The 24,199-nt window shown below is 71.7% G+C and carries 25 protein-coding genes; 10 read left to right on the top strand and 15 right to left on the bottom strand.

Translation table 11 applies throughout. The features are described 5' to 3' along the window. Positions 1-30 precede the first annotated feature (30 nt). Positions 31-807, top strand: a complete 777-nt coding sequence (locus QM626_RS02010; RefSeq protein WP_415073421.1) for an HAD-IIA family hydrolase — start codon at positions 31-33, stop codon at positions 805-807. A 210-nt stretch (positions 808-1,017) separates the two neighbouring features. On the opposite strand, the gene pyrE is transcribed toward QM626_RS02010, so the two are convergent. From pyrE to QM626_RS01990, 4 genes are all read right to left on the bottom strand, one after another. Next, positions 1,018-1,596, bottom strand: coding sequence for an orotate phosphoribosyltransferase (gene pyrE / locus QM626_RS02005; RefSeq protein ID WP_415073419.1), 579 nt, complete (start codon positions 1,594-1,596; stop codon positions 1,018-1,020). Positions 1,597-1,606: 10 nt separating this feature from the next. Then, complete coding sequence (locus QM626_RS02000; protein WP_415073417.1) at positions 1,607-2,041, bottom strand: hypothetical protein; 435 nt, start codon at positions 2,039-2,041, stop codon at positions 1,607-1,609. A 95-nt stretch (positions 2,042-2,136) separates the two neighbouring features. Then, positions 2,137-2,904: a YidC/Oxa1 family membrane protein insertase gene (locus QM626_RS01995; RefSeq protein WP_415073415.1), complete on the bottom strand. Its 768-nt coding sequence runs from the start codon at positions 2,902-2,904 to the stop codon at positions 2,137-2,139. Positions 2,905-3,002: 98 nt separating this feature from the next. After that, positions 3,003-3,269, bottom strand: coding sequence for a DUF6412 domain-containing protein (locus tag QM626_RS01990; RefSeq protein ID WP_415073413.1), 267 nt, complete (start codon positions 3,267-3,269; stop codon positions 3,003-3,005). A 106-nt stretch (positions 3,270-3,375) separates the two neighbouring features. Between QM626_RS01990 and QM626_RS01985 the strand changes: the two genes are divergently transcribed. Next, positions 3,376-4,218 (top strand): exodeoxyribonuclease III, encoded by an 843-nt coding sequence (locus tag QM626_RS01985; protein ID WP_415073411.1) that lies wholly within the window; start codon positions 3,376-3,378, stop codon positions 4,216-4,218. Between the two features lie 120 nt (positions 4,219-4,338). On the opposite strand, the gene QM626_RS01980 is transcribed toward QM626_RS01985, so the two are convergent. Next, positions 4,339-4,893 (bottom strand): NADPH-dependent FMN reductase, encoded by a 555-nt coding sequence (locus QM626_RS01980; protein WP_415073409.1) that lies wholly within the window; start codon positions 4,891-4,893, stop codon positions 4,339-4,341. 32 nt (positions 4,894-4,925) lie between these two features. Next, positions 4,926-5,558: a dihydrofolate reductase family protein gene (locus tag QM626_RS01975; protein ID WP_415073407.1), complete on the bottom strand. Its 633-nt coding sequence runs from the start codon at positions 5,556-5,558 to the stop codon at positions 4,926-4,928. Positions 5,559-5,956: 398 nt separating this feature from the next. Here QM626_RS01975 and QM626_RS01970 point away from each other — a divergent pair, with 398 nt between their 5' ends. Further along, entirely contained in the window at positions 5,957-6,760 is an 804-nt protein-coding gene (locus QM626_RS01970; RefSeq protein WP_415073405.1) for a hypothetical protein, read from the top strand. On the opposite strand, the gene QM626_RS01965 is transcribed toward QM626_RS01970, so the two are convergent. Next, entirely contained in the window at positions 6,757-7,275 is a 519-nt protein-coding gene (locus QM626_RS01965) for a hypothetical protein (protein WP_415073403.1), read from the bottom strand. The genes QM626_RS01970 and QM626_RS01965 overlap by 4 nt on opposite strands. 324 nt (positions 7,276-7,599) lie before the next feature. Continuing rightward, on the bottom strand, positions 7,600-9,399 hold the full coding sequence (locus QM626_RS01960; RefSeq protein ID WP_415073401.1) for a glycoside hydrolase family 15 protein: 1,800 nt from the start codon (positions 9,397-9,399) through the stop codon (positions 7,600-7,602). An 82-nt stretch (positions 9,400-9,481) separates the two neighbouring features. Here QM626_RS01960 and QM626_RS01955 point away from each other — a divergent pair, with 82 nt between their 5' ends. From QM626_RS01955 to QM626_RS01935, 5 genes are all read left to right on the top strand, one after another. Then, complete coding sequence (locus tag QM626_RS01955) at positions 9,482-10,846, top strand: glucose-6-phosphate dehydrogenase (RefSeq protein ID WP_415073399.1); 1,365 nt, start codon at positions 9,482-9,484, stop codon at positions 10,844-10,846. Between the two features lie 223 nt (positions 10,847-11,069). After that, positions 11,070-11,654: a nitroreductase family protein gene (locus tag QM626_RS01950; RefSeq protein ID WP_415073397.1), complete on the top strand. Its 585-nt coding sequence runs from the start codon at positions 11,070-11,072 to the stop codon at positions 11,652-11,654. Positions 11,655-11,731: 77 nt separating this feature from the next. Next, complete coding sequence (locus tag QM626_RS01945; RefSeq protein ID WP_415073395.1) at positions 11,732-12,841, top strand: type III polyketide synthase; 1,110 nt, start codon at positions 11,732-11,734, stop codon at positions 12,839-12,841. Then, on the top strand, positions 12,838-13,536 hold the full coding sequence (locus tag QM626_RS01940; RefSeq protein ID WP_415073393.1) for a methyltransferase domain-containing protein: 699 nt from the start codon (positions 12,838-12,840) through the stop codon (positions 13,534-13,536). The genes QM626_RS01945 and QM626_RS01940 overlap by 4 nt, the downstream gene beginning before the upstream one ends. Continuing rightward, a complete protein-coding gene (locus QM626_RS01935) occupies positions 13,529-14,686 on the top strand; it encodes an FAD-dependent oxidoreductase (RefSeq protein WP_415073391.1) in 1,158 nt (385 codons plus the stop codon). The genes QM626_RS01940 and QM626_RS01935 overlap by 8 nt, the downstream gene beginning before the upstream one ends. A 173-nt stretch (positions 14,687-14,859) precedes the next feature. Here QM626_RS01935 and QM626_RS01930 read toward each other — a convergent pair whose 3' ends face one another. The 3 genes from QM626_RS01930 to QM626_RS01920 form a co-directional block, all read right to left on the bottom strand. After that, positions 14,860-15,702: a UbiA family prenyltransferase gene (locus QM626_RS01930; protein WP_415073389.1), complete on the bottom strand. Its 843-nt coding sequence runs from the start codon at positions 15,700-15,702 to the stop codon at positions 14,860-14,862. A 9-nt stretch (positions 15,703-15,711) separates the two neighbouring features. Beyond that, the gene (locus QM626_RS01925; RefSeq protein ID WP_415073387.1) at positions 15,712-17,928 is read right to left on the bottom strand and encodes an ATP-dependent Clp protease ATP-binding subunit; all 2,217 of its coding nucleotides are present in this window, start codon (positions 17,926-17,928) and stop codon (positions 15,712-15,714) included. Between the two features lie 215 nt (positions 17,929-18,143). Next, positions 18,144-19,136 (bottom strand): helix-turn-helix domain-containing protein, encoded by a 993-nt coding sequence (locus QM626_RS01920; RefSeq protein WP_415073385.1) that lies wholly within the window; start codon positions 19,134-19,136, stop codon positions 18,144-18,146. Between the two features lie 93 nt (positions 19,137-19,229). Here QM626_RS01920 and QM626_RS01915 point away from each other — a divergent pair, with 93 nt between their 5' ends. After that, positions 19,230-19,463, top strand: a complete 234-nt coding sequence (locus tag QM626_RS01915; RefSeq protein ID WP_415073383.1) for a hypothetical protein — start codon at positions 19,230-19,232, stop codon at positions 19,461-19,463. A gap of 19 nt (positions 19,464-19,482) precedes the next feature. Here the strand turns inward: QM626_RS01915 and QM626_RS01910 are convergent, their stop codons facing one another. The 3 genes from QM626_RS01910 to QM626_RS01900 all read right to left on the bottom strand — a co-directional run bounded on the left by QM626_RS01910 (position 19,483) and on the right by QM626_RS01900 (position 22,463). Continuing rightward, positions 19,483-20,571 (bottom strand): glycosyltransferase, encoded by a 1,089-nt coding sequence (locus QM626_RS01910; RefSeq protein ID WP_415073381.1) that lies wholly within the window; start codon positions 20,569-20,571, stop codon positions 19,483-19,485. Positions 20,572-20,573: 2 nt separating this feature from the next. Then, positions 20,574-21,722, bottom strand: coding sequence for a glycosyltransferase (locus tag QM626_RS01905; RefSeq protein ID WP_415073506.1), 1,149 nt, complete (start codon positions 21,720-21,722; stop codon positions 20,574-20,576). Positions 21,723-21,881: 159 nt separating this feature from the next. Next, positions 21,882-22,463: a carboxymuconolactone decarboxylase family protein gene (locus QM626_RS01900; RefSeq protein WP_415073379.1), complete on the bottom strand. Its 582-nt coding sequence runs from the start codon at positions 22,461-22,463 to the stop codon at positions 21,882-21,884. Positions 22,464-22,588: 125 nt separating this feature from the next. Between QM626_RS01900 and QM626_RS01895 the strand changes: the two genes are divergently transcribed. Continuing rightward, complete coding sequence (locus QM626_RS01895) at positions 22,589-23,179, top strand: hypothetical protein (RefSeq protein WP_415073377.1); 591 nt, start codon at positions 22,589-22,591, stop codon at positions 23,177-23,179. Between the two features lie 10 nt (positions 23,180-23,189). On the opposite strand, the gene QM626_RS01890 is transcribed toward QM626_RS01895, so the two are convergent. Beyond that, on the bottom strand, positions 23,190-23,945 hold the full coding sequence (locus tag QM626_RS01890) for a potassium channel family protein (protein ID WP_415073375.1): 756 nt from the start codon (positions 23,943-23,945) through the stop codon (positions 23,190-23,192). Positions 23,946-24,199: the final 254 nt, after the last annotated feature.

The raw sequence follows: 24,199 nt of genomic DNA, 5'->3' as shown, positions 1-24,199 counted from the left end.
CCGTCCACCCCTCGCGCGTAGGGTGGGCGCATGCGCACCCGCGAGGACATCGAGTGCTGGCTGACCGACATGGATGGCGTGCTCGTCCACGAGAACCGGCCGATCCCCGGAGCCGCGGAGCTGCTCACGCAGTGGCGCGACGCCGGCACGCCGTTCCTCGTCCTGACGAACAACCCGATCTTCACGCCGCGGGATCTGAGCGCCCGGCTCGCCCGTTCCGGCCTCGACGTGCCGGAGGAGCGGATCTGGACCTCGGCGCTGGCGACGGCGCAGTTCCTGGACTCGCAGATGCCCGGATCCTCGGCGTTCGTCATCGGCGAGGCGGGGCTGACGACGGCACTGTACGAGGCCGGGATCATCATGACCGAGACCCAGCCCGACTACGTGGTCGTCGGCGAGACGCGGCACTACTCCTTCGAGGCGATCACGCAGGCGATCCGGTTCATCGACGCGGGCGCCCGCTTCATCGTCACCAACCCGGACGCCACCGGCCCGACGCCGTCCGGCATCGTCCCGGCCACCGGGTCGTTCGCCGCGATGATCACCCACGCGACGGGCAAGTCGCCCTACGTCGTGGGCAAGCCGAATCCGATGATGTTCCGGTCGGCGCTCAACCGCATCGGCGCGCACTCCGAGACCACCGGCATGATCGGCGACCGGATGGACACCGACGTGGTGGCCGGCATCGAGGCGGGCCTGCACACCGTGCTGGTGATGACCGGGATCAGCGACCGCTCCGAGATCGAGCGCTACCCGTTCCGCCCCGACGAGGTGCTCGAATCGGTCGCCGACCTCGTGCGCCGCTGACCCGGGTCCGCGCGGGCCAGCGGTCGGCATCGCCGCCCCGGCATCCCCCACCATGTCCGCGACGATTTCGTGTAATCGCGCCGCATATATGGCTGCGTATTGCACGAAATCGTCTCAGACGTGTGAGCTCGGGAGCGCGCGAGCAGGAGCGGGGCGCGCGAGGGGGCGGGACGGGGCACGGCCAGTGCGGCCGGGGGCCGCGCGCGGGGGCTACTGCGGGTCCAGGCCCAGGTCGTCGAGGTCGATCGCCGCGAGCCAGCGCAGCCCCTCAGCCTCGACCGCCGCCTGGGCGCCCGTCCTGCGGTCGACGATCGACACCACCGCGACCGGCTCGGCCCCGGCCGCGCGCAGCACCTCGACCGCCTTCAGCGGCGAGCCGCCGGTCGTCGAGGTGTCCTCGACGACGACGACCCGCTTGCCCACGACGTCGGCGCCCTCGATCTGCCGGCCCCGGCCGTGGTCCTTCGGCTCCTTGCGCACGACGAACGCGTCGAGCGGGGTGCCGGCGCGCACCGACTCGTGCAGCACGGCGTTGGCGATGGGGTCGGCGCCGAGCGTCAACCCACCGACCGCGGCGACGCCGTCGATGTCGCGGATGAGGTCGAGCACGATGCGCCCGATCGCGGGCGCGGCGCGATGGTCGAGGGTGAGCTTGCGCATGTCGACGTAGTACGTGGCGTGCTTGCCGCTGGCCAGGGTGAAGTCGCCGTGGAACACGGCCTCGTCCGTGATGAGGGCGATGAGGGCCTGGCGGTCGGCTTCGATCTCGGGTGTGGATGCGGCGGTCACGACGACGAGTCTACGGACGCCGGGTACGCCGGAGGAACGGCCGCGGCCAGGCGCCCAGCGCGAGGACGGCCAGCACCGTCTGGGCGAGCCCCGTCGCGAAGTACACGCCGTGCAGCGGCGACCACACGAGCATGATCGCGATCTCGACGAAGATCCAGATCATCATGACCAGGCCGGCGGCGGCGTGCAGGCCCCAGGCGAGGTCGAACCGGCGGTACTGAGCGATCAGCGCGAGCGCCTGCGTGCCGCCGACCACGACGCCGAGGATCACGCCCGGCCAGAGGTACGAGTCGAAGATCGATCCGTCGAGCCAGTCCGCCGGGATCCCCATGCCGCCGCCGAGCGTCAGCCCCACCATGCCGACGGACGCCGACACCAGGTTGAACCACGCGACGGGCTGGAGGGCGATGCCCGGCCACCGGGCGATCGCGGGTGCGGCATCCATACCGCCACGCTAACGAGGCGGCGGCACGCGAAGGACGGACGCGGGCCGTGTCACAGGCGGGCCGGTCCGTCACGGGCCGCCCCGCACGTCACGACTCACCCCGGCAGCGGGTAGTGGCGGCGGAGGATCAGCCGCTGGGCGAGCGTCCACGTCACGGTCACGGCGACGTACAGCGACGCCGCCAGCGGCACGAACGCCGCGAAGACCGCGGAGGCGAACTGCAGCAGGCCGAGCGTCCGCTGCACCCACGGCCCCCCGACGACGCCGCCCGCCGTGCCGGACGACTCGCCCGCATCCGCCGCGAGGGCCGGCCGGAGCGTGCGCCGCGTGAGCTTTGCGACGACGGCGATCAGCACGACGATCGCGGCGGGGACGCCGAGCGCCGCCACGTCGTACGGGCCGTGGGCGAGCGCGCTCACGAGGCTCGTGCCCAGGGACGCGCCGCCGAGCGCGTGATCCAGGAGCGGATTCGGGTGCCCGGCGACCGTCGCGTGCAGGAACAGCGCGTAGATGACGCCGACGATCGGCGCCTGCAGCAGCATCGGCAGGCATCCTGCGAACGGCGAGACGTTCTCGTCGGCGTAGAGCTTCATGGTCTCGCGCTGCAGCCGCTCGCGGTCCGCGCCGTGGCGGTCCCGCAACGCGCGCAGCCGGGGCGCGAGCCGGGCGCGGGCCTGGTCGGCGCGGGCCTGCGAGATCCCGACCGGGATCAGCGCCGCACGCACCAGCAGGGTGACGAGCACGATGGCCGCTGCGGCCGAGGCCGCGCCGGTGACGGGCTCGAGGGATGCCGCGAGCCAGAGCAGACCGCGGGAGGCCGCGTCCAGAAGCGCGGCGACGGGTGGGAAGGCGTAGATGTCCATGGGGTGTCCGTTCTCGATGTCGGGTGGCGATCTCGGATCGGCCGAACGGACGCGGAACGGCACCGCCTCCGTCGCAACGGAGCGGCGCGACCGCGGCCCTAGGCGGCCGGGATCGCGCGACCCGGGGCTCGCGGGCGCTGGTGGCCCGCCGCGTCCGGGTCGCTCTGCGTCAGCGGGACGGAGACGTCGACTGCCCCGCGCTGCCGCGCGTGCGAGGACGCCTCGGTACGCGCGGCGCACGAGAACCGGACGAGCGCCAGCGCCGCGACCGCGACGACGACGAGGGCGAGCGCGAGCCCCGCGGGCTCGGGCGGGACGGCGAACAACCCGAGGGCGGCGAGCAGCTGCAGCACCGACGCGAGCACGCTGGCCTCCCCTCCGAGTCGGGACGAGCACACGCTAACACGGCGACATCCCGCCCGGGGGGCGACGCCGGGGCTCCACGTCGGCGCGCCGTCCTAGGCTGATCCCATGCGGCTTGCCACCTGGAACGTCAACTCGATCCGCGCCCGGGTCGTGCGCACCGTCGATTTCTGCGTGCGCGAGAGCGTCGACGTGCTCGCGATGCAGGAGATCAAGTGCAAGCCGGAGCAGTTCCCCTACGGGCCGTTCGAGGACGCCGGCTATCACGTCGTCGCGCACGGCCTCAATCAGTGGAACGGCGTCGCGATCGCCAGCCGCGAGCCGATCGAGGACGTCGAGCTGGCCTTCCCCGGCATGCCCGGGTTCCTGAAGGGCCATGACGGCCCGGGCGCCCCGCAGGAGGCGCGCGCCATCGGCGCCACGGTCGGCGGGGTGAAGGTGTGGAGCCTGTACGTGCCCAACGGGCGCGGGCTCGACGACCCGCACTACGTGTACAAGCTCGACTGGCTCTCGGCGCTGGCCGAGTACACCCGCGGCGCGCTGAGGACCGACCCCGACCTCGCCCTCGCGCTGGCCGGCGACTTCAACATCGCGCCGACGGATGCCGACAACGGCGACCCGTCCGTGATCGAGGGCGTCACGACCCACGTCTCGCCGCCGGAGCGCGAGGCGTTCGCCGCGCTGCTGGATGCCGGGCTCGCGGACGCCGTGCGCCCCCTCGTGCCGACCGGGTACACGTACTGGGACTACAAGCAGCTGCGTTTCCCGCGCAACGAGGGGATGCGCATCGACTTCGTGCTCGGCTCGCACGCGTTCGCGGAAGCGGTCGCGGGAGCGGCGATCCACCGCGACGAGCGCAAGGGCGAGGTGCCGAGCGACCACGTGCCCGTCGTCGTCGACCTCGACCTCTCGGGCCCGGACGACGACGACCGCCCGATGATCTTCGGCTGACCCCCCGCCCGCGAACCCGTGTTCGATACGCGACCCCGTATCGCATTCACGCAAATCGAGCACGGGCTCGCGGCGGGAATACGGGCTCGCGGAGAAGGGTCGGGCGCAGGGGGACGGGGATCAGGGGCGGTAGCGGTCGACGAGCGCGAGGAACGCCTCCAGGTAGGACCGCAGGAACGCCGCCGTGCCCTCGTCGCCGATCTCGCCGTCCTCGCCGAACAGGCCGGGCGTCGTGCGGATGAAGCCCTCGGGCTGGCCGAGCGTGGGCGCATCGAGCGTGCCGAGGATGTCGCGCAGGTGCTGCTGCGCCGCCGCGGTCGACACCGCGCCGCGCGAGGTGCCGATCATCGCGGTCGGCTTCCCCTGGAACGCGCCCTGCCCGTGGGGGCGCGCCGCCCAGTCCAGCGCGTTCTTGAGCACCCCGGGGATCGACCGGCTGTACTCGGGTGTCACGATGACCACGCCGTCGGCATCCTCGATGGCCTGTTTGAAATCACGGCCGACCTGCGGATAGTCCTCGTCGAAGTCCTGGCGGTAGAACGGCAGCTGCTCGATCGGGATCTCCACCATGTCGACCCCGGCGGGTGCGACTGCGACGAGCGCCCGGGCGAGACGTCGGTTGATCGATGTGCTCGAGATGCTGCCGACGATGTAGCCGATGGTGTAGTCGCTCACCTGAGTTCTCCTGTTCGTGCGGGGCGCCGTGATCAGCGGCCGCGGTCGTCGCGGGTCATGTCGCCGAGGCGGACGTCGCCGGCCGGCGCGTAGCGCATCCGGATCGCGCCGGTCGTGGAGGCGACCGGCGGAGCGACCAGCCGCAGGGTCGCCGGGACGAGTCCCTCGGGGAACACGCGCTTGCCGCGGCCGAGCACGAGGGGGTAGACCCAGAGGTTCAGCTCGTCGTACAGCCCCGAGTCCAGCAGCGTGTGCGCGAAGTCGATGCTGCCGATGACGTGGATGTCTCGATGCCGGGCGCGGAGTGCGGCGATGTCGGCCGCGAGGTCCGGGCCCAGCAGCGACGACCCGGCCCAGTCGAGCACGGGGGCGCCCCGTGACGCCACGTACTTCGGCACCCGGTTGAACACCTCGGCGATCACGTCGTCCTGGCCGACATGGCTCGGCCAGTAGGCCGCGAAGATGTCATAGGTCCGCCGGCCGAGCAGCAGCGCGTCCAGGCCCCGGATGCCCTCGACGATCTGCGTGCCGCTGACCTCGTCCGTGAACGGCGCCTGCCAGCCGCCGAACCGGAAGCCGCCGGACGTGTCCTCCTCGGGACCGCCCGGGGCCTGTGCGACACCGTCGAGCGTGGTGAAGATGTCGATCGTGATCCGGCCGGTCATGACGCGACCGTCGTCCTGGTGCGGATCATCACGCCTCCTCCATCGGATGCCGACGGCGCAGCCACCGTCCGCATCCGACGCTCCCCGACATCGGGCACCGTGTCAATGTCTTGCCGCGCTCCGGTCGGCTCAGCGCCGGCGGTGTGCGGCGCGTCCTGGGTGTCCGGCGAGCGCGTCCGCCGCGCGCACGAGCGCGAGGTGGGACAGCGCCTGCGGCATGTTTCCCGCCTGCTGCCGGGTCTGGGGGTCGTACTCCTCGGCGGCCTCACGTAAGGCTTCAGGCCAATTGTGACACGCGTCGATTCTCCACCTTTCTGGTCCGATGATGAGAGAAATCTCACTAGAAGAATCCGTAGACGGTGGAGAAAGCTGAGGGCAATCTATGAGAGGCATATCGCATGAGATCCACACCAAAGTTTCTGTCGTTCCTGGCCCTCAGCGCCGTGCTTGTCCTAGGGATTTCTCCGGCGGCGCATGCGGCCGATGAGGACGAATCGCCGACTGTGCAGTCATCTGACGGGACGTGCGCAACAGCAGCGAGTGCGCTGCTGTCGCAGGAGCAAGTGACCGCCGATGAAGGCTACGACTTCACTTGTTCGGCTGGCTCGGTGGTCGTCAGCGTGAACAACGCAGACGGCTCGACTGAAACCTACTCAGGTATTGTGTCCAGCGCCGCAACCGATGACACGATGTCCATCGCCGCCGAATCCTGCAACTTGGAGAGCGAGCCGACCCGGACGATTGTGAGTGAGCTCCAGGTGAACATCGACTTCTGCATCATCTACGGTCAGAACGGTGACCCGGTCAACGGTAGTTGGGCTCGCAGCCTCAGCGTCGAGTGGACGTCTTACCCGGGTTACCCGTCCGTGCAAAACCGGCTGCGAACTATTTCAGCTTACGCGAGTGGCGTGATCCTGTGGGGCACGCTCACCCTCCAAAAGCAAAACGGTATTCTCCCTCCGTCTGCTATTAGCTCGTCAGTAGTCGAACTCCGCTCCGGCTTTGCCGAGACCGATTGGCTCGTCGGAAACGTCAGTTCGGATGGATCTCATTCGGTGCGCTATGCCGATCTGAAAGTCACTGACTACGACTACTCCTTCGACGCGACCGTGAACGTCGATGGCATGACCACTCCGCGATTCACATGCGATTCGGAGCAAGAACGCTGCTATTACCCGGACGGCCAGGAAGCAGGGCTTTAGGAGCGGGGCCAGAACCGATTCGGAACGGGCTGTTGGATATTCCGGTACTGCAAGGACAGTTCCGGAGTATCCAACTCCCGCGCGATACCGTGCTTCTCGTCCACGATCAGGATCCCTTCTAGACCGGGATGAGACGGAGCCTCCAGACGCACGTGGATAAGGTCATCCGTCCTGCTGGCTTCGACCATCCGATAGGTGTCGCCGGGGCGGCCCCATATATTCAGTGACATCGGGAAAGCTAGCCGTGCCGCCCACATCTCCGAATTGAACTGGTACGGGACTGCGGCGTCCGGGAGCCCGGCTGTCTCTCGAGTGCGCGCGTAGTCGTCGTAGGAGAAACGTCGACCAGTGATCCGCTCAACACACAGATACGAAGAATGGTTCGGCTCGGCGTGAAGGTCATACTCCGTCGCTGCGTCTTCGCCCATCCGTAAGAGAGCAATGCAGGAGAACGCGCGAATCCGCCGCCAGTCGGCAAGGATCGCGATCGCGTCCAGCAGGGTGCTATCGCTCATACCCCCACACTAAGACGAGTTGCACGCGCCCGCGGGAAATCAGGAGCCGATCGCGGACATTTGCTCTGCCCCGACCCCGACGCACCGCTGCGGCGACGTTACACCAAGACCATACGACGTGCAGTTGCCCCGGTTCGGCCACGAAAGGGTCTGTCAGTTAAACAATGTGTGGCGCCCGACGGTTTCAGTGAGTGGTTCTTCTCGAACCGGCCCGCGAAGGTGATCGTGAACGCGTTGAAAGCGGGCTTCCACCTGATTGCCTCCGGAACCGGAACCGGAACGGGGACGGCCAGAGGCCCCGTCGCGCAGGCGGGACCGGTCGGCTCAGCGCCGGCGGTGTGCGGCGCGTCCCGGGTGTCCGGCGAGCGCGTCCGCCGCGCGCACGAGCGCGAGGTGGGACAGCGCCTGCGGCATGTTTCCCGCCTGCTGCCGGGTCTGGGGGTCGTACTCCTCGGCGATCAGCCCGACGTCGTTCGCGGCCGCGCACGCGCGGGCCATGAGGGCCGCGGCATCCTCGTGGCGGCCTGTGCAGGCGTACTGCTCGACGAGCCAGAACGTGCAGGCGATGAAGGCGTTCTCGCCGCCCGAGACCCCGTCGACGCCGGTCGAGACGCGGTACCGATGCACGATGCCGTGCGGCATGAGCGTGCGCTCGATCTCCGCGACGGTCGCGAGCATGCGGGGATCGTCGGGCGCGCAGAAGCCCACCTGCGGCAGCAGCAGGAGCGAGGCGTCCACCTCGTGCGAGCCGTAGTACTGCGTGAAGAAGCCGTGCTCGGGGTCGACGCCGTGCTCGTGGATCTCCGCGGCGACCCGGGCGCGCAGCTGCTTCCATCGCTCGACCGGGCCGTCCATGCCCCAGCGTTCCGCGGCGCGGATGCCGCGGTCGAACGCGGCCCACATCATGGCGCGGGACTGCGTGAACATGCGCTGCCGGCCGCGCACCTCCCAGATGCCGTTGTCGGGCCGGTCGAAGGTCCGCTCGACCCGGTCGAGCAGGGCCCGCTGCAGCGCCCACGAGAAGTCGTCCTCGTCGAGCCCCGCCAGTCGTGCCGCCTCCAGCGCGACGAGCACCTCGCCGATGACATCGGCCTGGTACTGGTCGACCGCGCCGTTGCCCACGCGCACCGGCGCGGCGCCCTGATAGCCCGGCAGGCTCTTCAGCTCGCGCTCGGCGAGGTCGCGCTCCCCCGCCAGCCCGTACATGATCTGCATCTGCCCGGGATCCCCGGCGATCGCTCGCAGCAGCCAGGTGCGCCAATGCTCGGCGACGCGGAGGAACCCGTGGTCGACCAGGGCCTCCAGGGTCAAGGCCGCATCGCGCAGCCAGACGTAGCGATAGTCCCAGTTGCGTTCCCCGCCGAACTCCTCGGGCAGCGAGGTGGTCGCGGCCGCGACGATGCCGCCGGTGTCCTCGTGCGTGAGCGCGCGCAGCACGAGGAGCGACCGCACGACCTCGTCGTGATGCGGGCCGCTGTGGTCGAGCTGCGCGACCCAGCTCGTCCACCACTCGCGCGTGGCGGCCAGCGCCTCGCCGACATCGAGCGGGTCCGGGTCTGGACGGTAGGAGTGGAACCACGTCGCGGTCACATCGACGACGTCGCCGGCATGCACGGCGACGGTGCCGCGGTGGGCGTGGTCGGCCGGATGCAGACGGATGCCGCGCACGATGAGCGTGTCCGGGCCGGCGGTCGCGCGCAGCGCGGGGGCGTCGGCGTCCCCGATCTGGCGCACCCACGGGATCGAGCGGGCGTAGTCGAACCGCATCCGCAGCTCGGTCGCGAACTCGACCTCGCCGGAGACCCCGACGATGCGCCGCACGATGTCGACGCGGCCGCCCGAGGTCGGCATGAACTCGTGCACCTCGGCGATGCCGGATGCGGTCTCCCACCGCGTCACGAGGATCATCGTGTCGCCGTCGTAGCGGCGGGTGGGCGCGGCATCCGGGTCGCTCGGCGCGAGCCGCCAGCATCCCTGCTCGTCGGTGCCGAGCAGCCCCCCGAACAGGGACGCCGAGTCGTAGCGCGGCGCGCAGAACCAGTCGATGCTGCCGGAGCGGGAGACGAGCGCGGCCGTGCGGCAGTCGCTGATGACGGCATAGTCCCCGATGGCGGCGCTCACCATCCGATTGTGCCGTGCCACAGGTCTCGCCCGGCGTTTATCTCCGAACAGAGCCGGCGGACGGGGTGCGGGCTACGGTGAGAGCGTGACGGACGACGCGACGCTCGTGATCCTCGGAGCGACGGGGGATCTCACCTCCCGGCTGCTCCTCCCGGCCCTCGGCCAGCTGCTCGACGACGAGCCGGATCGGGCCGTGCGGCTGATCGGCGCAGGCGTCGACGAGGTCTCGACCGCGAAGTGGCGCTCGCACGTGGGAGAGGCGTTCGGGTCGGATGCCGGCCCGCGCGCGATCGAGATCGCCACGTCGACGATCTACCGACGCACGGACATCACGCACCCGGCCGACCTGAAGGCGCTGCTGGCCGAGGCCACCGGCCGCCCCGTGCTGTACTTCGCGGTGCCTCCGGCCATCGCGCAGGCGGCCTGCGAGGCGCTGTCGCCGGACGACCTGCCGGAGGGCACGATCCTCGCGCTGGAGAAGCCGTTCGGATCGGACCAGGCCAGCGCCCACGAGCTGAACCTGACGCTGCGGCGGCTGCTGCCGGAGAACCAGATCTTCCGCGTCGACCACTTCCTCGGACGCTCGATGGTGCTGAACCTGCTCGGCGTCCGCTTCGCGAACCGCGTGCTCGAACCGGTGTGGAAGGCCGAGCACGTCGAGTCCGTGCTCATCCGCTACGACGAGTCGCTCGGCCTGGAGGGCCGCGCCGGCTACTACGACAGGGCCGGCGCGCTGGCCGACATGATCCAGAGCCATCTGCTGCAGGTGCTCGCGATCGTCGCGATGGAGGAGCCGGCGACTCTGCACGAGGTCGACATCCGGGATGCCACGACGGCGGCGCTGCGCGCGACGCACGTGTGGGAGGACAACCCCGTGCACTTCTCGTGGCGGGCGCAGTACACGGCGGGCGATGCCGGCGGCGAGCACCTGCCCGCCTACGCCGACGAGCCGGGCGTGGATCCCCGGCGGCACACCGAGACCCTCGCGCAGGCCGCGTTCGAGGTGCGGACCACGCGCTGGGCGGGCGTGCCGTTCACACTGCGGTCCGGGAAGGCGCTCGGCGCGGCGACGCACGAGATCGTGCTGCGCTTCCGACCGGTGCGGCACCTGCCCGACGGGTTCACGGGCGACGCGCCCGGCTCCGTCCTGCGGTTCTCGCTCGGCCCCGACACGATGTCGCTCGAGCTGAACGTCAACGGCGGCGAGGATCCGCTCGAGCTGACGCGCTCGACGATGACCTCGGACCTCGGCACCGGCGCGCTGCGGGCGTACGCGGACGTCCTCGCGAACATCCTGGACGGCGACGCCGCGCTCGCGGTGCGCGGCGACGCCGCGGAGCAGTGCTGGCGCATCGTGCAGCCGGTGCTGGACGCGTGGCACCGCGGCGAGGTTCCGCTGGACCACTACGCGGCCGGCACCGAGGGGCCATCCTGGCCCGCCCTGCCCTGACCGCGACGGATCGTCCTGCCCGCGGTGGTCCGGCGTCCTCGATCTCGAGGAGATCCCGGATGCCGAGGCGACTCGGCGCGGCATATGTCCTCAGCAACCCGGATCTCCTCGGAATCGCGAGACGACCGCAGCGCCCAGAGCGGGAACACAGCCCGCGCGAGTAGCGTTGCAGCCCTCGGGCCGATGGCGTCCCGTGCCGTGATCCGCCGTTGAAGGAGTCCCCATGTTCGCCGTCGCCGACCGTTATGCCGTGACCGACGTCCCCGTGCTCGACGTGTTCGCCGAGCGCTGGTCCACCCGCGTGTTCGATGCCGCCGCACCGCTGGACGAGGAGGCGTTCGCGAGTGCCCTCGAGGCCGCTCGCTGGGCGCCGTCGGCCAGCAACACGCAGCCCTGGCGGCTCATCGTCGGCCGCCGCGGCACAGCCACCCACGAGAAGGTCTTCGATGCGCTGATGGGTTTCAACCAGGCATGGGCCGGAGACGCCGGCGCCCTCGTCGTCTTCCTCGCCGACACCCGACGCGAGGACGGCGAGCCGCTGCCCTGGGCGGTCTACGACACCGGCCAGGCCGCCGCGTTCTTCACCGTGCAGGCGCACGCCGGCGGCCTGTTCACCCACCAGATGGGCGGGTTCGAGCGCGAGCAGCTGGCCGAGGCCTTCGGCCTTCCCGAGCACGTGCAGCCGCTGGCCGTCATGGCGGTGGGCGCCCTCGGCGACCCCGAGCAGGCTCCCGAGAAGATCCGCGAGCGCGAGCTGACCCCGCGCACCCGGCGTCCCCTCGACGAGACGATCATCGCCGCCGACTGAGACGACCGCACTCTAGGCGGCGCCGGGACGGATCACCAGCCGCTCCCCGTGACGGCGCGATCTGCCTAGGGTGAAGCATGCCCGCCAGCTCGGTCGTGCCCCGCATCGTGGGGATCGGCACCGCCGTGCCCACGACACGACTCGACCAGCAGCAGGTCCGCGACATCTTCGCGGCACAGCCGGGCCTGGACCGGCGCACCCGCCGCCTCGTGCATGCCGCGTTCGACGCCGCCGCCATCGACCACCGGCACACGGTGCTGCGGGGACTCGCCGGCGCCGATGCGGACGACGACGCGCTCGTCATCCGCGCGCCCGACGGCGTCCTCCTCTCCCCGGGAACAGCCGCCCGAAGCGCCGAGTACCGGCGACTCGCGCCCGGGCTCTTCGCCGATGCGGCACGACAGGCTCTGCGCGAAGCCGCCGTGTCCGCAGCCGCCGTCACGCACGTCATCACCGTCTCGTGCACCGGCGTGTTCGCGCCCGGCCCCGACGTGCTGCTCGTGCGCGACCTCGGCCTGGACCCGCGCGTCGAGCGCTACCACCACGGGTTCGTGGGATGCGCGGCCGCGCTGCCTGCGCTGCGCGCCGCCTCTCGCCTCGTCGCCGCACAGCCGGATGCCGTCGTGCTCGTGGTGTGCGCGGAGCTGTGCTCGCTGCACATCCGCGTCTCGGACGACCCGCAGCAGATCGTCGCGGCCTCCGTCTTCGCCGACGGCGCCGCCGCAGCCGTCGTGAGTGGGACGCACGAGCACCGCCGGGCCCTCGAGCTGCAGGGGTTCGGCACGGTGCTGGTCCCCGAGGGCGAGCAGGCGATGACCTGGACGGTGGGCGACGCCGGATTCGACATGGTGCTCTCGGCGGAGGTCCCCCGCCTCGTCGGCCGCGAGGTGCGCGAGGCGGCGGCGCATCTCGCCGGGTCGGACGCCTGGGCGGTGCACCCCGGCGGACGGAGCATCCTCGACCGCGTCGCGCAGGCGATGGCCCTCGACGAGAAGGCCATGACGCCGTCGCGCCGCGTGCTGCGCGACTACGGCAACATGTCCAGCGCGACGATCCTGTTCATCCTGCGCGACCTGCTGGCCGACGACGGACTGCCCGACGGGGCGACGGTGGGTGCGCTCGCGTTCGGGCCCGGTCTCACGGTGGAGTCCGCTCGACTGGTCCGCCGGGCCCGGGATGCGGCATGAACCTGCGCCGGCGGGACGTCGTCCTGCGGGAGCTGATGGACGATCCCGGCTGCGACCCGGCGCGGCTGGCGAGCACCTACGAGAGGTTCGGAGAGGTCAACCGGCTCGTCTCGGGCTGGGGCCGCGTCTACCGCGGCATCCTGCGCCCCGTGTTGCGCGATCGGCCGCGCGCGGCGCGCGTGCTCGACCTCGGATGCGGCGGCGGGGACGTCCTCGCCCGGCTCGCCGCGCTCGCGGCCGCCGACGGCATCCCCGCCGAATGGGTGGGCGCCGACCCGGACCCCCGGGCCATCGCGGTGGCGCAGCGGCGGGCGAGCTCGGACGTGACGTTCCGCTGCACCGACTCGACCGCGCTGACCGAGCGCGGCGAGCGCTTCGACGTCGTGCTCTCCAACCATGTGCTGCACCATCTCGGCGACAGGGAGCTGCACCGGTTCGCCCAGGACTCGTTGCACCTGGCCACCGGCATCGTGCTGCACGCCGACATCGAACGCAGCGCGCTCGCCTACGGCCTGTACGCGGTGGGCATCACCCCGTTCGCCCGGGGCACGTTCCTGCGCACCGACGGGCTGCGTTCGATCCGCCGCAGCTATCGGGCGGGCGAGCTCGCCGCCGCACTGGCCCCGAGCGGCCGCTGGACGGTGTCGCGGCCGGCCCCGTTCCGCCTGCTCGCCGCGGCGGCCGGCCGTGGCTGAGCACGAGGGTGCCGCACTGCCGGCGAGCGCCGAGGTCGTCGTGGTCGGGGCGGGCCCGGTGGGACTGCTGCTCGGCGCGGAGCTGGGCCGTCGCGGGATCGACGTGCTGCTGCTGGAGCGGCGCGCGCAGGCCGGCGGCGGCACGCGAGCCATCGGCATCCACGCCCCCGTGCTGGCCGCGCTGGAGGCGTCCGGGCTCACCGAGCGCCTGCTGGCGGACGCCGTGCGGGTGCCGCGCGGCGAGGCGTGGGCCGGCCGCCGACTGATCGGGACCGTGCGCTTCGACCGGCTCGACGTGCGCTTCCCGTTCGTGGCCACCCTGCCGCAGGCGGCCACGGAGGCGGCGCTGGCCCTGGAGGCGCCGCCGGCGCGGCGCGGCGTCGAGGTCGCCGCAGTGCGGCGACGGGGCGAGGGGATGCTGGTGCGCACCGCACACGGCGACGTCGCCTCACGGATCGTCGTGGTCGCCGGCGGCGCGGCGGGACGCGCCCTCGCCTACCGGCAGGACGCCGTGAGAGCACGGCGCTACCGCGACCGGTATCTGATGACCGATGCCGACGTCGGCGACGACTCCCCGGTGGCGGCCGTGCGCCTGGCGCACGGGGGCGTGCTGGAGTCCTTCCCGCTTCCCCACGGCCGGCGCCGGTTCGTCGCCTGGGACCACCGGCCGCACGAGGACGATCCGGCCTCTCGGCGGGAGCGATTGCGCGAGACCGTGGCGGCGCACGGTCTCGCGGAGGCAGCGGAGCGCATCACCGCCGCGACCGGCTTCGCGGTGCGCCGCGCCGTCGCGCCGCGGCTGCGCCGCGATCGCCTGATCGTGGTCGGCGACGCGGCCCACGAGATCAGCCCCATCGGCGGACAGGGGATGAACCTCGGGCTGCTCGACGCCGTCACGCTCGCGCCGATCGTGGCGGCCTGGGTCCGCGGCGGCGAGCCGCGCGAGGTCGAGCTGCGCCGCTGGGAACGGCGCCGGGTCGCCTCGGCCCGGATCGCTGCCGTCATCGCTGCGGCGAACACGGCGATCGGCCGTCCCCTGCCGACGCCGGCGGACGCGATGCGCCGACACGCGCTGCGCGCGGCGCTCACGCCCCTCGCAGCGCGCCTGCTCGCGCACGCCTACGCGATGGGATTCGACCGCGACGCCTGATCTGCGGGCGGCGGACCGCCACATGACGCACACCGCCTCGCGGGCGCAGAACTCAGGACGCCCTCGGCGACACGCCGCATCCCGGCCTCTCGGTCGCAGTGATCGGGCCTGTCGTCCTGAGTTCTGAACCCGCGGCCGCGCGCGGTGAGGGCGGGAGTTCGGAACCCCCGGCGTCAGGCGGTGAGGGCGGCGCCCGTCGCCACGAGCTGCGCCGCCAGCAGCAGCGCCGCCAGCATGACGAGCCGGAACACGATCCGCCCCGACGTGCCCCGCACCACGAGCACGGCCGCGACGAGCGCCACCGCCGTCACCGCGACGAAGAAGACCAGCGACAGGACGCCGATGCCGCCGGTCGCGCCGAGCAGCACCGCGACCGCGCCGGCTTCGACCGCGGCCGCCGCGACGACGGCGCTCGGCCGTGCACCGAGGCGGTGCGGCAGACCGCGGATCCCGGTGCGCCGGTCGTCGTCGAGGTCGGGGAGCACGTTCGTGAGGTGCACCGCCGCGCCGAGCGCGGCTCCGGCGAGGCACGCCCACCACGGCGCGACGCCGGGGTCGGATGCCGAGAGCGTCGCGAGCGACGGGAACAGCCCGAAGCTCACCACGAACGGCACGACCGAGAACGGCGTCGCCTTCACGCCGCCGTTGTAGGCCCACGCCGAGGCCAGGGCGATCGCGTGAGCGACCAGCATCCCGAGCCCGAGCACGGCGCTGACCGCGAGCGCGACGACGAGCGCCGCGAGCGCCGCCGCCCAGGCCGTGCGCACGGCCACCTCGCCGCGAGCCAGCGGCTTGTCGACTCGGCCGACGGCACGGTCGCGGACGACGTCGATCGCGTCGTTCGAGATGCCGACCGACAGCTGCCCGGTGAAGACCGCGGTCGCCAGCAGCGCCAGCTGCCAGGGCGGCAGCCCCGCGGCGAGCCCGAGGGCGACGGCGAGGACCGTCACCACCGCCGTCGGGCCCGGGTGCGCGGACGCCCACAGGCCCCGGACGACGCGGAGAGCGGTGGGCACCCTCCGACGCTAGTCGTCCAGCAGCTCCGCCTCGATGACGTCGTCCTCATCGGAGCCGGACCCGGGCTCCGAGACGGGTCCCTGGCTGGTGAGCACGAGCTGCGACCCCGCGGCATCCACGTCGACCCGCACGACGTCGCCGTCGTGCACGCCGCCGGAGAGGATCGCCATCGCGAGGCGGTCCTGGATCTCGCTCTGGATGAGCCGGCGCAGCGGCCGCGCGCCGAACACCGGGTCGTAGCCGCGCTCGGCGAGCCAGGCCCGGGCGTCCGGGGTGACCGCGAGCGTGAGCCGACGGTCCTTGAGCCGGCGCTGCAGCGCGTCGACCGACAGCTCCACGATCTGGGCGAGGTCGTCCTCGCTCAGCGCCTGGAACATGACGATGTCGTCGAGCCGGTTGAGGAACTCGGGCCGGAACACCTGCCGCAGCAGCGCCTGCACCTGCTCCCGCTTCTGGTCGGGGGACAGCGTCGGGTCGATGAGGATCGGCGAGCCGATGTTGCTCGTGAGGATCAGGATCGTGTTCGTGAAGTCCACCGTGCGGCCCTGACCGTCGGTCAGCCGGCCGTCGTCGAGCACCTGCAACAGGATGTCGAACACCTCGGGGTGGGCCTTCTCGACCTCGTCGAGCAGCACCACCGAGTACGGGCGACGGCGCACGGCCTCGGTCAGCTGTCCGCCCTGCTCGTAGCCGATGTAGCCCGGAGGGGCGCCGACCAGGCGCGCGACGGAGTGCTTCTCGCCGTACTCGCTCATGTCGATGCGCACCATGGCGCGCTCGTCGTCGAACAGGAACTCCGCGAGGGCCTTCGCCAGCTCGGTCTTGCCGACACCGGTGGGGCCGAGGAACAGGAACGAGCCGGTCGGCCGGTTCGGGTCGCTGATGCCCGCACGCGAGCGGCGCACGGCGTCGGCGACGGCACGGACGGCATCCTTCTGCCCGATCAGGCGCTTGCCCAGCTCGGACTCGAGGTGCACGAGCTTCTCGGTCTCGCCCTGCAGCAGACGTCCGACGGGGATGCCGGTCCACGCCGCGATGACGGCCGCGATGTCCTCGTCGGTGACCTGCTCGTTGACCATGCGCTCGCCCGCAGGGTTCGCCTCCGCCCGCTCGGCCTCGTCGATCTCGCGCTGGAGGCGCTTGATGGTCTCGTACTCGAGCCGGGACGCGCGCGCGTAGTCGGCCTCGCGCAGGGCACGGTCGCGCTCGGTGACCGCCTCGTCGTACTGCTTCTTCAGCTCGCCGACGCGGTTCAGGCCCGCCCGCTCCCGCTCCCACCGGGCCTCGAGGCCCTTCAGCTCGGCCTCCGCGGCATCCATCTGCTCGCGCAGCTTGGCGCGACGCTCCCGGGACGCGTCGTCCTTCTCCTTCTTGAGGGCGAGGTCCTCGAGGCGCATCCGGTCCACCTGGCGCCGGAGCTGGTCGATCTCGACCGGGCTGGAGTCGATCTCCATCTTGAGGCGGCTCATGGCCTCGTCGATCAGGTCGATGGCCTTGTCCGGCAGCTGGCGGCTCGGGATGTAGCGGTTCGAGAGGGCCGCCGCGGCCACCAGCGCGCCGTCGCTGATCGTGACGCCGTGGTGCGCCTCGTAGCGGCCCTTGAGGCCGCGGAGGATCGCGATGGTGTCCTCGACGCTCGGCTCGCCGACGTAGACCTGCTGGAAGCGGCGCTCCAGCGCGGCGTCCTTCTCGATGAACTCGCGGTACTCGTCGAGCGTGGTGGCGCCGATCAGGCGCAGCTCGCCGCGGGCGAGCATGGGCTTGAGCATGTTGGACGCCGCGACCGACCCCTCGCCGCCGCCCGCGCCCATGAGCACGTGCAGCTCGTCGATGAAGGTGATGATGCGGCCCTCGGACTCGGTGATCTCCTTGAGCACGCTCTTGAGGCGCTCCTCGAACTGGCCGCGGTACATGGCACCGGCGACCAGGGCGGAGATGTCGAGCGAGACGAGCTCCTTGTTCTTGAGCGACTCGGCGACGTCGCCGGCGACGATGCGCTGCGCCAGGCCCTCGACGACGGCGGTCTTGCCCACGCCGGGCTCGCCGATCAGGACGGGGTTGTTCTTGGTGCGGCGGGTCAGGACCTGGCTGACCCGCCGGATCTCGTTGTCGCGCCCGATGACGGGGTCGAGCTTGCCCGCTCGGGCACGCTCGGTGAGGTTGATGCCGAACTGTTCGAGGGCGCTCTGCGCTTCCTCCTGCCCGGGCTGCTGCGTGGCGTTCATGGTTCTCCTGAAATCTCGGTGACTCAAACTTGAGTCTTATAGGCTCAAGTTTAGCAAGCCTTCGCGCCGTGGGCAAGAGCCGCGTGGCACGGTCGGGCGCACTGCTACGCGCGCACGAACGTCGCAGGATCACGCCACGGTCGCAGGATTCCGGCGGATCTCTGCGACATTCGCGTGATTCTGCGACCAGGCGCGCGGCCGGACGCGCCCGGCGTTCAGGCGGCGGGGACGGATGCGGACGCGTCGACCCCGTCGCCCGCGACGCAGCCGAAGCGCGCGCGGTAGGCGGTGGGGGTCGTTCCGAGCACGCGCACGAAGCTCTGGCGCAGCACGCCCGCCGACCCGAACCCGCACTCCTGCGCGATGCGATCGAGGCCGTGATCGCTCAGCTCCAGCATCCGCTGCGCATGGAGCACGCGCTGGCGGTTCAGCCATGCCGCGGGGGTCATGCCGAGGTCCGCCTTGAACCGGCGCGCGAACGTGCGCGGCGACATGTGCGCCCTGGCCGCGAGCTGAGCGATCGTGAGCTCACGGCGGAGGTTCTGCACCATCCAGTCGGTCACCGGCGCGAGCGAGAGCGATGCCGTCTGCGCGATCGGCGTGGCGATGAACTGCGCCTGACCGCCGTCGCGCTGCGGCGGGACCACCATCCGGCGCGCGACCTTGTTGGTGAGCTCGGCACCGATCTCCTGCCGCAGCAGGTGCAGGCAGGCGTCGATGCCGGCGGCCGTGCCGGCGCTCGTGATGATCTTGCCGTCCTGCACGTAGAGCACATCGGGATCGACCTCGATCGCGGGGTACATCCGCGCCATCGCGTCGGTGTACTTCCAGTGCGTCGTGGCTCGCCGACCGTCGAGCACGCCCGCCGCGGCCACCACGAAGGCGCCGCTGCAGACCGTGAGCACCCAGGCGTCGCGCGCCACGGCCTCACGGATGACCCGAGCGACCCGGGTGTCGACCCGCGTCCACGACTCGCGCGGCACGGGCGTGATCACCACGAGATCGGCCTCGTCGGCGACGGCGAGATCCTCGCCGACGTTGATGGAGAAGCCGAGGCTGGAGACGACGGCCCCCGGCTGGGCGGCGCACACGTGGAACTCGAAGCCGGGCACGCCGTCGTCGGAGCGGTCGAGGCCGAACGCCTCGCACGCGACCCCGAACTCGAACGGCGCGAAGCCCGGCTGGACGACGACGGCGACGCTTCTCATGAGACCTCCGCGAGACGGACTTGGCAGATATCCGTTGATACATGTCCATTCTGCCACTCGTGGCGCTTTTCCCCTAGCCGTAGCTTTTCTGCCATGGTCGTGTTCCTCAGCATCCTCGGCGTCCTGGCGCTGATCGGCGTCGCCGCCACCGTCGTCGCGGTGCGCACCGACGGCTACGGCTCGGTCGCCACCGACTGGAGCCGCGTCCGCGAGCGCGACGACCCCGGCCCGACCCGTTCCGTCGAGCCGGCCCGGCCGGCCGGAGAGGACGCCGACGCCGAGCAGGGGCGCACGCGGCGCACGCTGGGCACCGATCCGATCTGCTGACCGCACGCGGCCGGCGGCGTCACCCGGCGAGCGACCCGACGGCGTCGAGCAGGATGCCGGCGGAGCGCGCCCACGTGAACCGGGCGATGTGCGCGCGCCCCGCGGCGATGACGGCTGCGCGCGTCCGGTCGTCGTCGAGGGCTCGCACCGCGGCCGCGAAGGCCGCGGCGTCCGTCGCCGGCACGTACTCCGCGCCGAGGCCCGCGACCTCGTGGAAGATCTCCAGGTCGCTGACCACGGCCGGGACGCCGAGGGCGAGCGCCTCCGCGATCGGCAGGCCGTAGCCCTCGTCGAGGCTCAGCGTGGCGAGCACACCGTCGTCGGCCAGCAGCGCGGCGTACTCGGCGTCCGTCACCCCGTCGTGGAACACGATGTCGGCGCCGGCCGGCGCGAGGGCCTGCAGCTCGGCGCGCCGGCCGGGCGCGATGCGGCTGAGCAGGTGGAGCGTGCGGCCGGGCAGCTCCGCCATGGCGCGCACGATCGTCTCGACGTTCTTGTACGCCATGAACGAGCCCATGTAGACGACGTGCCGCGGCGCGCCGCCGGTCACCGCACCCGCCGGCAGCAGATCGGCGAGCCGTTGCGGGGCGTTGGGCACCACCACGACCGGGCGCTCGGTGAGCCGCGCGGCCGCGAACTGCCGTCTGCTGGTCTCGCTGACGGTGACGACCAGATCGGCCGCGTTCAGCGTCAGCCGCTGCGGCAGGTACGACAGGTGGAACAGCCGCCAACCCAGCCGCACCGGCCAGGAGAGGCTCCGCGGCGGGGTGCGATGCCGGTAGTAGATCGTGTCGTGCAGCGTCAGGATCAGGCGGAAGCGGCGTCCGGCCGAGCCCATCGTCTGCATCGGCGTGTAGACGACGTCGGGGCGATGGCGGTTCAGGATGCGGGCGGTGAACGGCTCCCTCACCGAGGTCGGCGCGTGCAGCAGCAGGGTGCGAGCGCCCTCGGGCAGCAGGGGGGCCTGCGCCGGGTCGTGGATGAGGAAGGTCAGCTCGACGTCCGCGGCGGCCGCAGCCGCGACCGCGTGGGCGAGCTCCTGCGAGTAACGGCTGATCCCGTCGTGGAAGTCGGTGCGGATGTAGCGTGCGTCGAAGAACAGCCGCATCGTCAGTCCTCGAGCGGCTCTCCGCGGTACAGCTTCTCGAAGGTGTCCAGGGTGCGCTCGATGTCGTGGATCTTCACGCCGTCGAGCGAGGCCTGCTGCATCCGCCGGTACTCCTCGGGGGACGCCGTGAGCACGAGCTCCAGCTTGTCGGCGAGGTCGTCGGCGTTGCCGGGCTCGAACAGGTAGCCGTTCTCGCCGTCGCGCACGAGGTGCGGCAGCGCGACGGCGTCCGCCGCCACGACCGGCAGGCCGGACGCCATGGCCTCCATCGTCGCGATCGACTGCAGCTCGGCGATCGAGGCGATCGCGAACACGCTCGCGCGCGAGAGGAACTCGCGCAGATCCTCCTCGGACGTGCGGCCGTGGAAGGTGACGCGGTCGTCGATGCCGAGCTCGGCGGCCAGCTGCTGCAGGTTGTGGAGCTGGTCGCCGCCGCCGACCACGTCGAAGGTGAGATCGTGCTCGGGGGCGAGCTTCGCGACGGCCTGCAGCACCACGTTCACGTGCTTCTCGGTCGTGAGGCGCCCGACGAACAGCACCCGCTTCTGCTCGCGCGGGGTGAGGTCGGGACGGTAGTTGCCGGCGTCGATGCCGCAGCTGACCGCGATGACCCCGTGGATGTCGATCGTGGCCTCGAGGAACTCCGCCGCCTTGCGGGTGGGCGTGGTCACCGCCCGCGACAGGCGGAACGTGCGGCGCGCGTCGTCCCACGCCAGCTTGACGAAGATCTTGTCCAGCAGCGGCGGCAGGGTGGTGAAGTCGATGATGTTCTCGGCCATCACGTGATTGGTGGCCACGACCGGGATGCCGCGCGCTCGTGCGATGCGGGTGAGCGCTCGCCCGAGGACGATGTGCGACTGGCTGTGCACCACGTCGGCGGGCACCGCGTCGAGCACCTGGCGGGCGTAGTGCTTCGCCCGCCACGGCCAGACGAAGCGCAGCCAGTCGTGGGGCTTCCAGCGCACGGCCGGGATGCGGTGCACGGTGAGCGGGACGCCCTCGATCTGCTCGGTGAAGGTGCCTCCGTTGCGGTGCCCGACGCTGGGCGTGACGATGTGCACGTCGTGGCCGCGGGCGGTGAGACCTGCGGCGAGGCGCTCGGCGAACCGCGAGGCGCCGTTGACGTCCGGGGCGAAGGTGTCGCACGCCATGACGACGGTGAGGGGCCGCTTCGGCACGGCGCGCTCGGCGGAATCGTCGGTCGTCGTGTCGGGGGTCACGGGATGGTGTCAGCCTGTCTGTGCGGCGGGGAGGGTCGCGCGATACGGCAGCATGAGTCTACCCGAGGCCCCGCGCGAGCCCTCCGCGACTCACGCGTCGACGGGCGAGACGCGCTGATAGCCGCGGATGTCCGGGTACGGCGGGCGACGATCGGCCTGCAGATCGACCTCGAAGCTGTTCAGCAGCATCCCGAGCATCGTGAAGTTGCCGAGCGAGGCGATCGTGTCGACGACGCCGACCTCGCCGAAGTGCGCCACCATCGCGTCGAACAGCTCCTGCGAGACGAAGTGCTCGCGGAGAACCTGGTCGCAGAAGTCGAAGAAGACCTGGTCCTCCTCGGGCTCGAGGATCGGGCGCTCGTGGCGGGCGAGCTGGTCGACGGCCTCCGGCGAGATGCCCTCACGGACGGCGACGTCGACGTGCGCGTTCCACGAGTACTGGGCGTCGACGTAGCGGGCGGCGATCAGCAGCGAGAGCTCGCGCAGGCGCAGCGGCAGACTGGAGTCCCAGCGCAGGTAGGCGCCGAGCTGCTCGACGCGGTCGCACAGCTCCGGGCTCTGCAGCCACACCTGGAACGGGGCGCCGAGGCGTCCACGGCCGCCGGCGATGCGATCTGCGACCTCCTTCTGACGGGGGGTCATCTCCTCGGGGGCGATCTTCGCGATGCGCATGGGGCTCTCCACCTTCACTTCCGGCCGCGGGCGACCTCCCGACGCTATCCGCCGCGGGCGCGCCCGAGGAGCGTCCGGGGTGCAAGGTAAACCTGCACACGGCGCCGCGGCCGTACCCTGGCAGCATGCTGCGACTGCAGGCCGACGCCTCCCCCGACCAGTGGATCGCGGTCACCGGCTCGCTGGGCTTGCGCGGACGCCGGCACCGTCGCAAGGCGATCGGGATGCTGCTGGCCGGCGCGAACGCCGCCATGGGCGGTGAGGCTCGCGGCGGCGGGCTCACCGCGTGGGCGGCCAGTCAGGCGCTGCCGTTCCTCATGCGCCGAGCGGACGGCCGGGTGCTCGCCTGGATGTGGCAGGCGGATCCGACGCTCGTGGTCGTGATGGCGCAGCTGCAGGAGGCCACGCCGCAGCTGCGAGCGGCGCGCGCGATGATGCCGATGCGGTTCGACGACACCGAGGAGTTCCGCAACCCGCACCTGGGCGCGGGCGAGAAGCTCGTCGTCGACCTGCCGCCGAATCCCGCCACCCCGCCGTTCGCGACCTACACCTGGGACATCGGCTCCCACCTCGTGAACCTGCAGGCCGTCGGCGGCGATCGGGAGCGGTTCGGCACGGTGCTCGAGCCCGTGGAGCGGATCGCCCGCACCCTGCGGGTCGTGGACGACCTCCCGATCGGCGAGGCGGCCGAGGTGCTGCGGCTGCCGCCCGCCTGACCGGCGCGGATCACTCGCTCGGGGGATCGCTCCGGCGCGGCGTCTCGTTCAGCATCTGGAGCAGCCGCTCCACGTCCGCGCGGGTCGCGGGCAGCTGGTCCGTGTGCCCGCGCGTCGCGCGCTCGAGGACCCAGGAGGAGAACGTCGCGACGATCATCCCGACGAGCACGACGCCGCCGACCATGAGGAGCACCGCGAGGACCCGGCCCTGCGCCGTGACCGGCACGTAATCCCCGTAGCCGACCGTGGTGACGGTGCAGAACGCCCACCACACGGCGTCCCCGAACGAGGTGATCGAGGCGCCCGGGGCGTGACGCTCTGCCTGCAGCACGCTCAGCGAGATGTCCCAGATCAGCAGCATCGCCGCCCCGATGCCGTAGATCAGCAGGCGGGTGCGCAGCGAGCTCGCGGCGGTCCGGGTGAACGCGCGGACGTGCGTGAGCACCCCGAGCAGCCGAACCGGGCGCAGCGCGGGGACGAGCACGACGGCGAGGTCGAACAGGTGATGGAGCGCCCACCGACGGCGCGGGGGCGAGGCCAGCAGCAGCCGCACCAGGTAGTCGACGATGAACATCACCCAGATGATCGTGATGACCGTGCGGGTCACGACCGCCGCAAGCCCGTGCACGTCGCCGATGACGTGCACGGTGTAGACGATGAGGAAGACCAGGGCCGCGACGGTGAGCGGCCAGTAGGTCATCCGCTCCCACCGCCGGGTGCGGGCGTTCTCGCCGCGTTCGGACGGCGGCGCCTGCTCATCGCTCACAGGGGCACTCTAGACGCTGCAGGTCGGGCCGCCGCCGGCGGCGGCCGCGCGGGTGTCGCGATGCGATGTCAAGGTCTGGCCGGTGCCGTCGATGCGCTCGTATGGTGGGCCACGACGCAGTTGCGCCGCATCCATACCTCGGGAGGTCCGTATGAGCATCAATGACGACGACATCACCACCACCGGCGCGGCCGGCGGCGAGGGTCCGGCCGACGGCGGGGCGAACCCGCACGGCCACGACGGCGGCGCCGACG

Source organism: Microbacterium sp., assembly GCF_047606385.1.
GTDB lineage: Bacteria > Actinomycetota > Actinomycetes > Actinomycetales > Microbacteriaceae > Microbacterium.
This window is presented reverse-complemented; position numbering and strand designations above follow the sequence as displayed.

Coding starts and splice junctions, on each gene's coding strand:
- QM626_RS02010 (WP_415073421.1), top strand. CDS start 31: ATGCGCACCCGCGAGGACATCGAGTGCTGGCTGACCGACATGGATGGC.
- QM626_RS02000 (WP_415073417.1), bottom strand. CDS start 2,041: ATGGATGCCGCACCCGCGATCGCCCGGTGGCCGGGCATCGCCCTCCAG.
- QM626_RS01995 (WP_415073415.1), bottom strand. CDS start 2,904: ATGGACATCTACGCCTTCCCACCCGTCGCCGCGCTTCTGGACGCGGCC.
- QM626_RS01985 (WP_415073411.1), top strand. CDS start 3,376: ATGCGGCTTGCCACCTGGAACGTCAACTCGATCCGCGCCCGGGTCGTG.
- QM626_RS01975 (WP_415073407.1), bottom strand. CDS start 5,558: ATGACCGGCCGGATCACGATCGACATCTTCACCACGCTCGACGGTGTC.
- QM626_RS01970 (WP_415073405.1), top strand. CDS start 5,957: ATGAGATCCACACCAAAGTTTCTGTCGTTCCTGGCCCTCAGCGCCGTG.
- QM626_RS01965 (WP_415073403.1), bottom strand. CDS start 7,275: ATGAGCGATAGCACCCTGCTGGACGCGATCGCGATCCTTGCCGACTGG.
- QM626_RS01960 (WP_415073401.1), bottom strand. CDS start 9,399: ATGGTGAGCGCCGCCATCGGGGACTATGCCGTCATCAGCGACTGCCGC.
- QM626_RS01950 (WP_415073397.1), top strand. CDS start 11,070: ATGTTCGCCGTCGCCGACCGTTATGCCGTGACCGACGTCCCCGTGCTC.
- QM626_RS01945 (WP_415073395.1), top strand. CDS start 11,732: ATGCCCGCCAGCTCGGTCGTGCCCCGCATCGTGGGGATCGGCACCGCC.
- QM626_RS01940 (WP_415073393.1), top strand. CDS start 12,838: ATGAACCTGCGCCGGCGGGACGTCGTCCTGCGGGAGCTGATGGACGAT.
- QM626_RS01925 (WP_415073387.1), bottom strand. CDS start 17,928: ATGAACGCCACGCAGCAGCCCGGGCAGGAGGAAGCGCAGAGCGCCCTC.
- QM626_RS01920 (WP_415073385.1), bottom strand. CDS start 19,136: ATGAGAAGCGTCGCCGTCGTCGTCCAGCCGGGCTTCGCGCCGTTCGAG.
- QM626_RS01915 (WP_415073383.1), top strand. CDS start 19,230: ATGGTCGTGTTCCTCAGCATCCTCGGCGTCCTGGCGCTGATCGGCGTC.
- QM626_RS01910 (WP_415073381.1), bottom strand. CDS start 20,571: ATGCGGCTGTTCTTCGACGCACGCTACATCCGCACCGACTTCCACGAC.
- QM626_RS01905 (WP_415073506.1), bottom strand. CDS start 21,722: ATGGCGTGCGACACCTTCGCCCCGGACGTCAACGGCGCCTCGCGGTTC.
- QM626_RS01900 (WP_415073379.1), bottom strand. CDS start 22,463: ATGCGCATCGCGAAGATCGCCCCCGAGGAGATGACCCCCCGTCAGAAG.
- QM626_RS01895 (WP_415073377.1), top strand. CDS start 22,589: ATGCTGCGACTGCAGGCCGACGCCTCCCCCGACCAGTGGATCGCGGTC.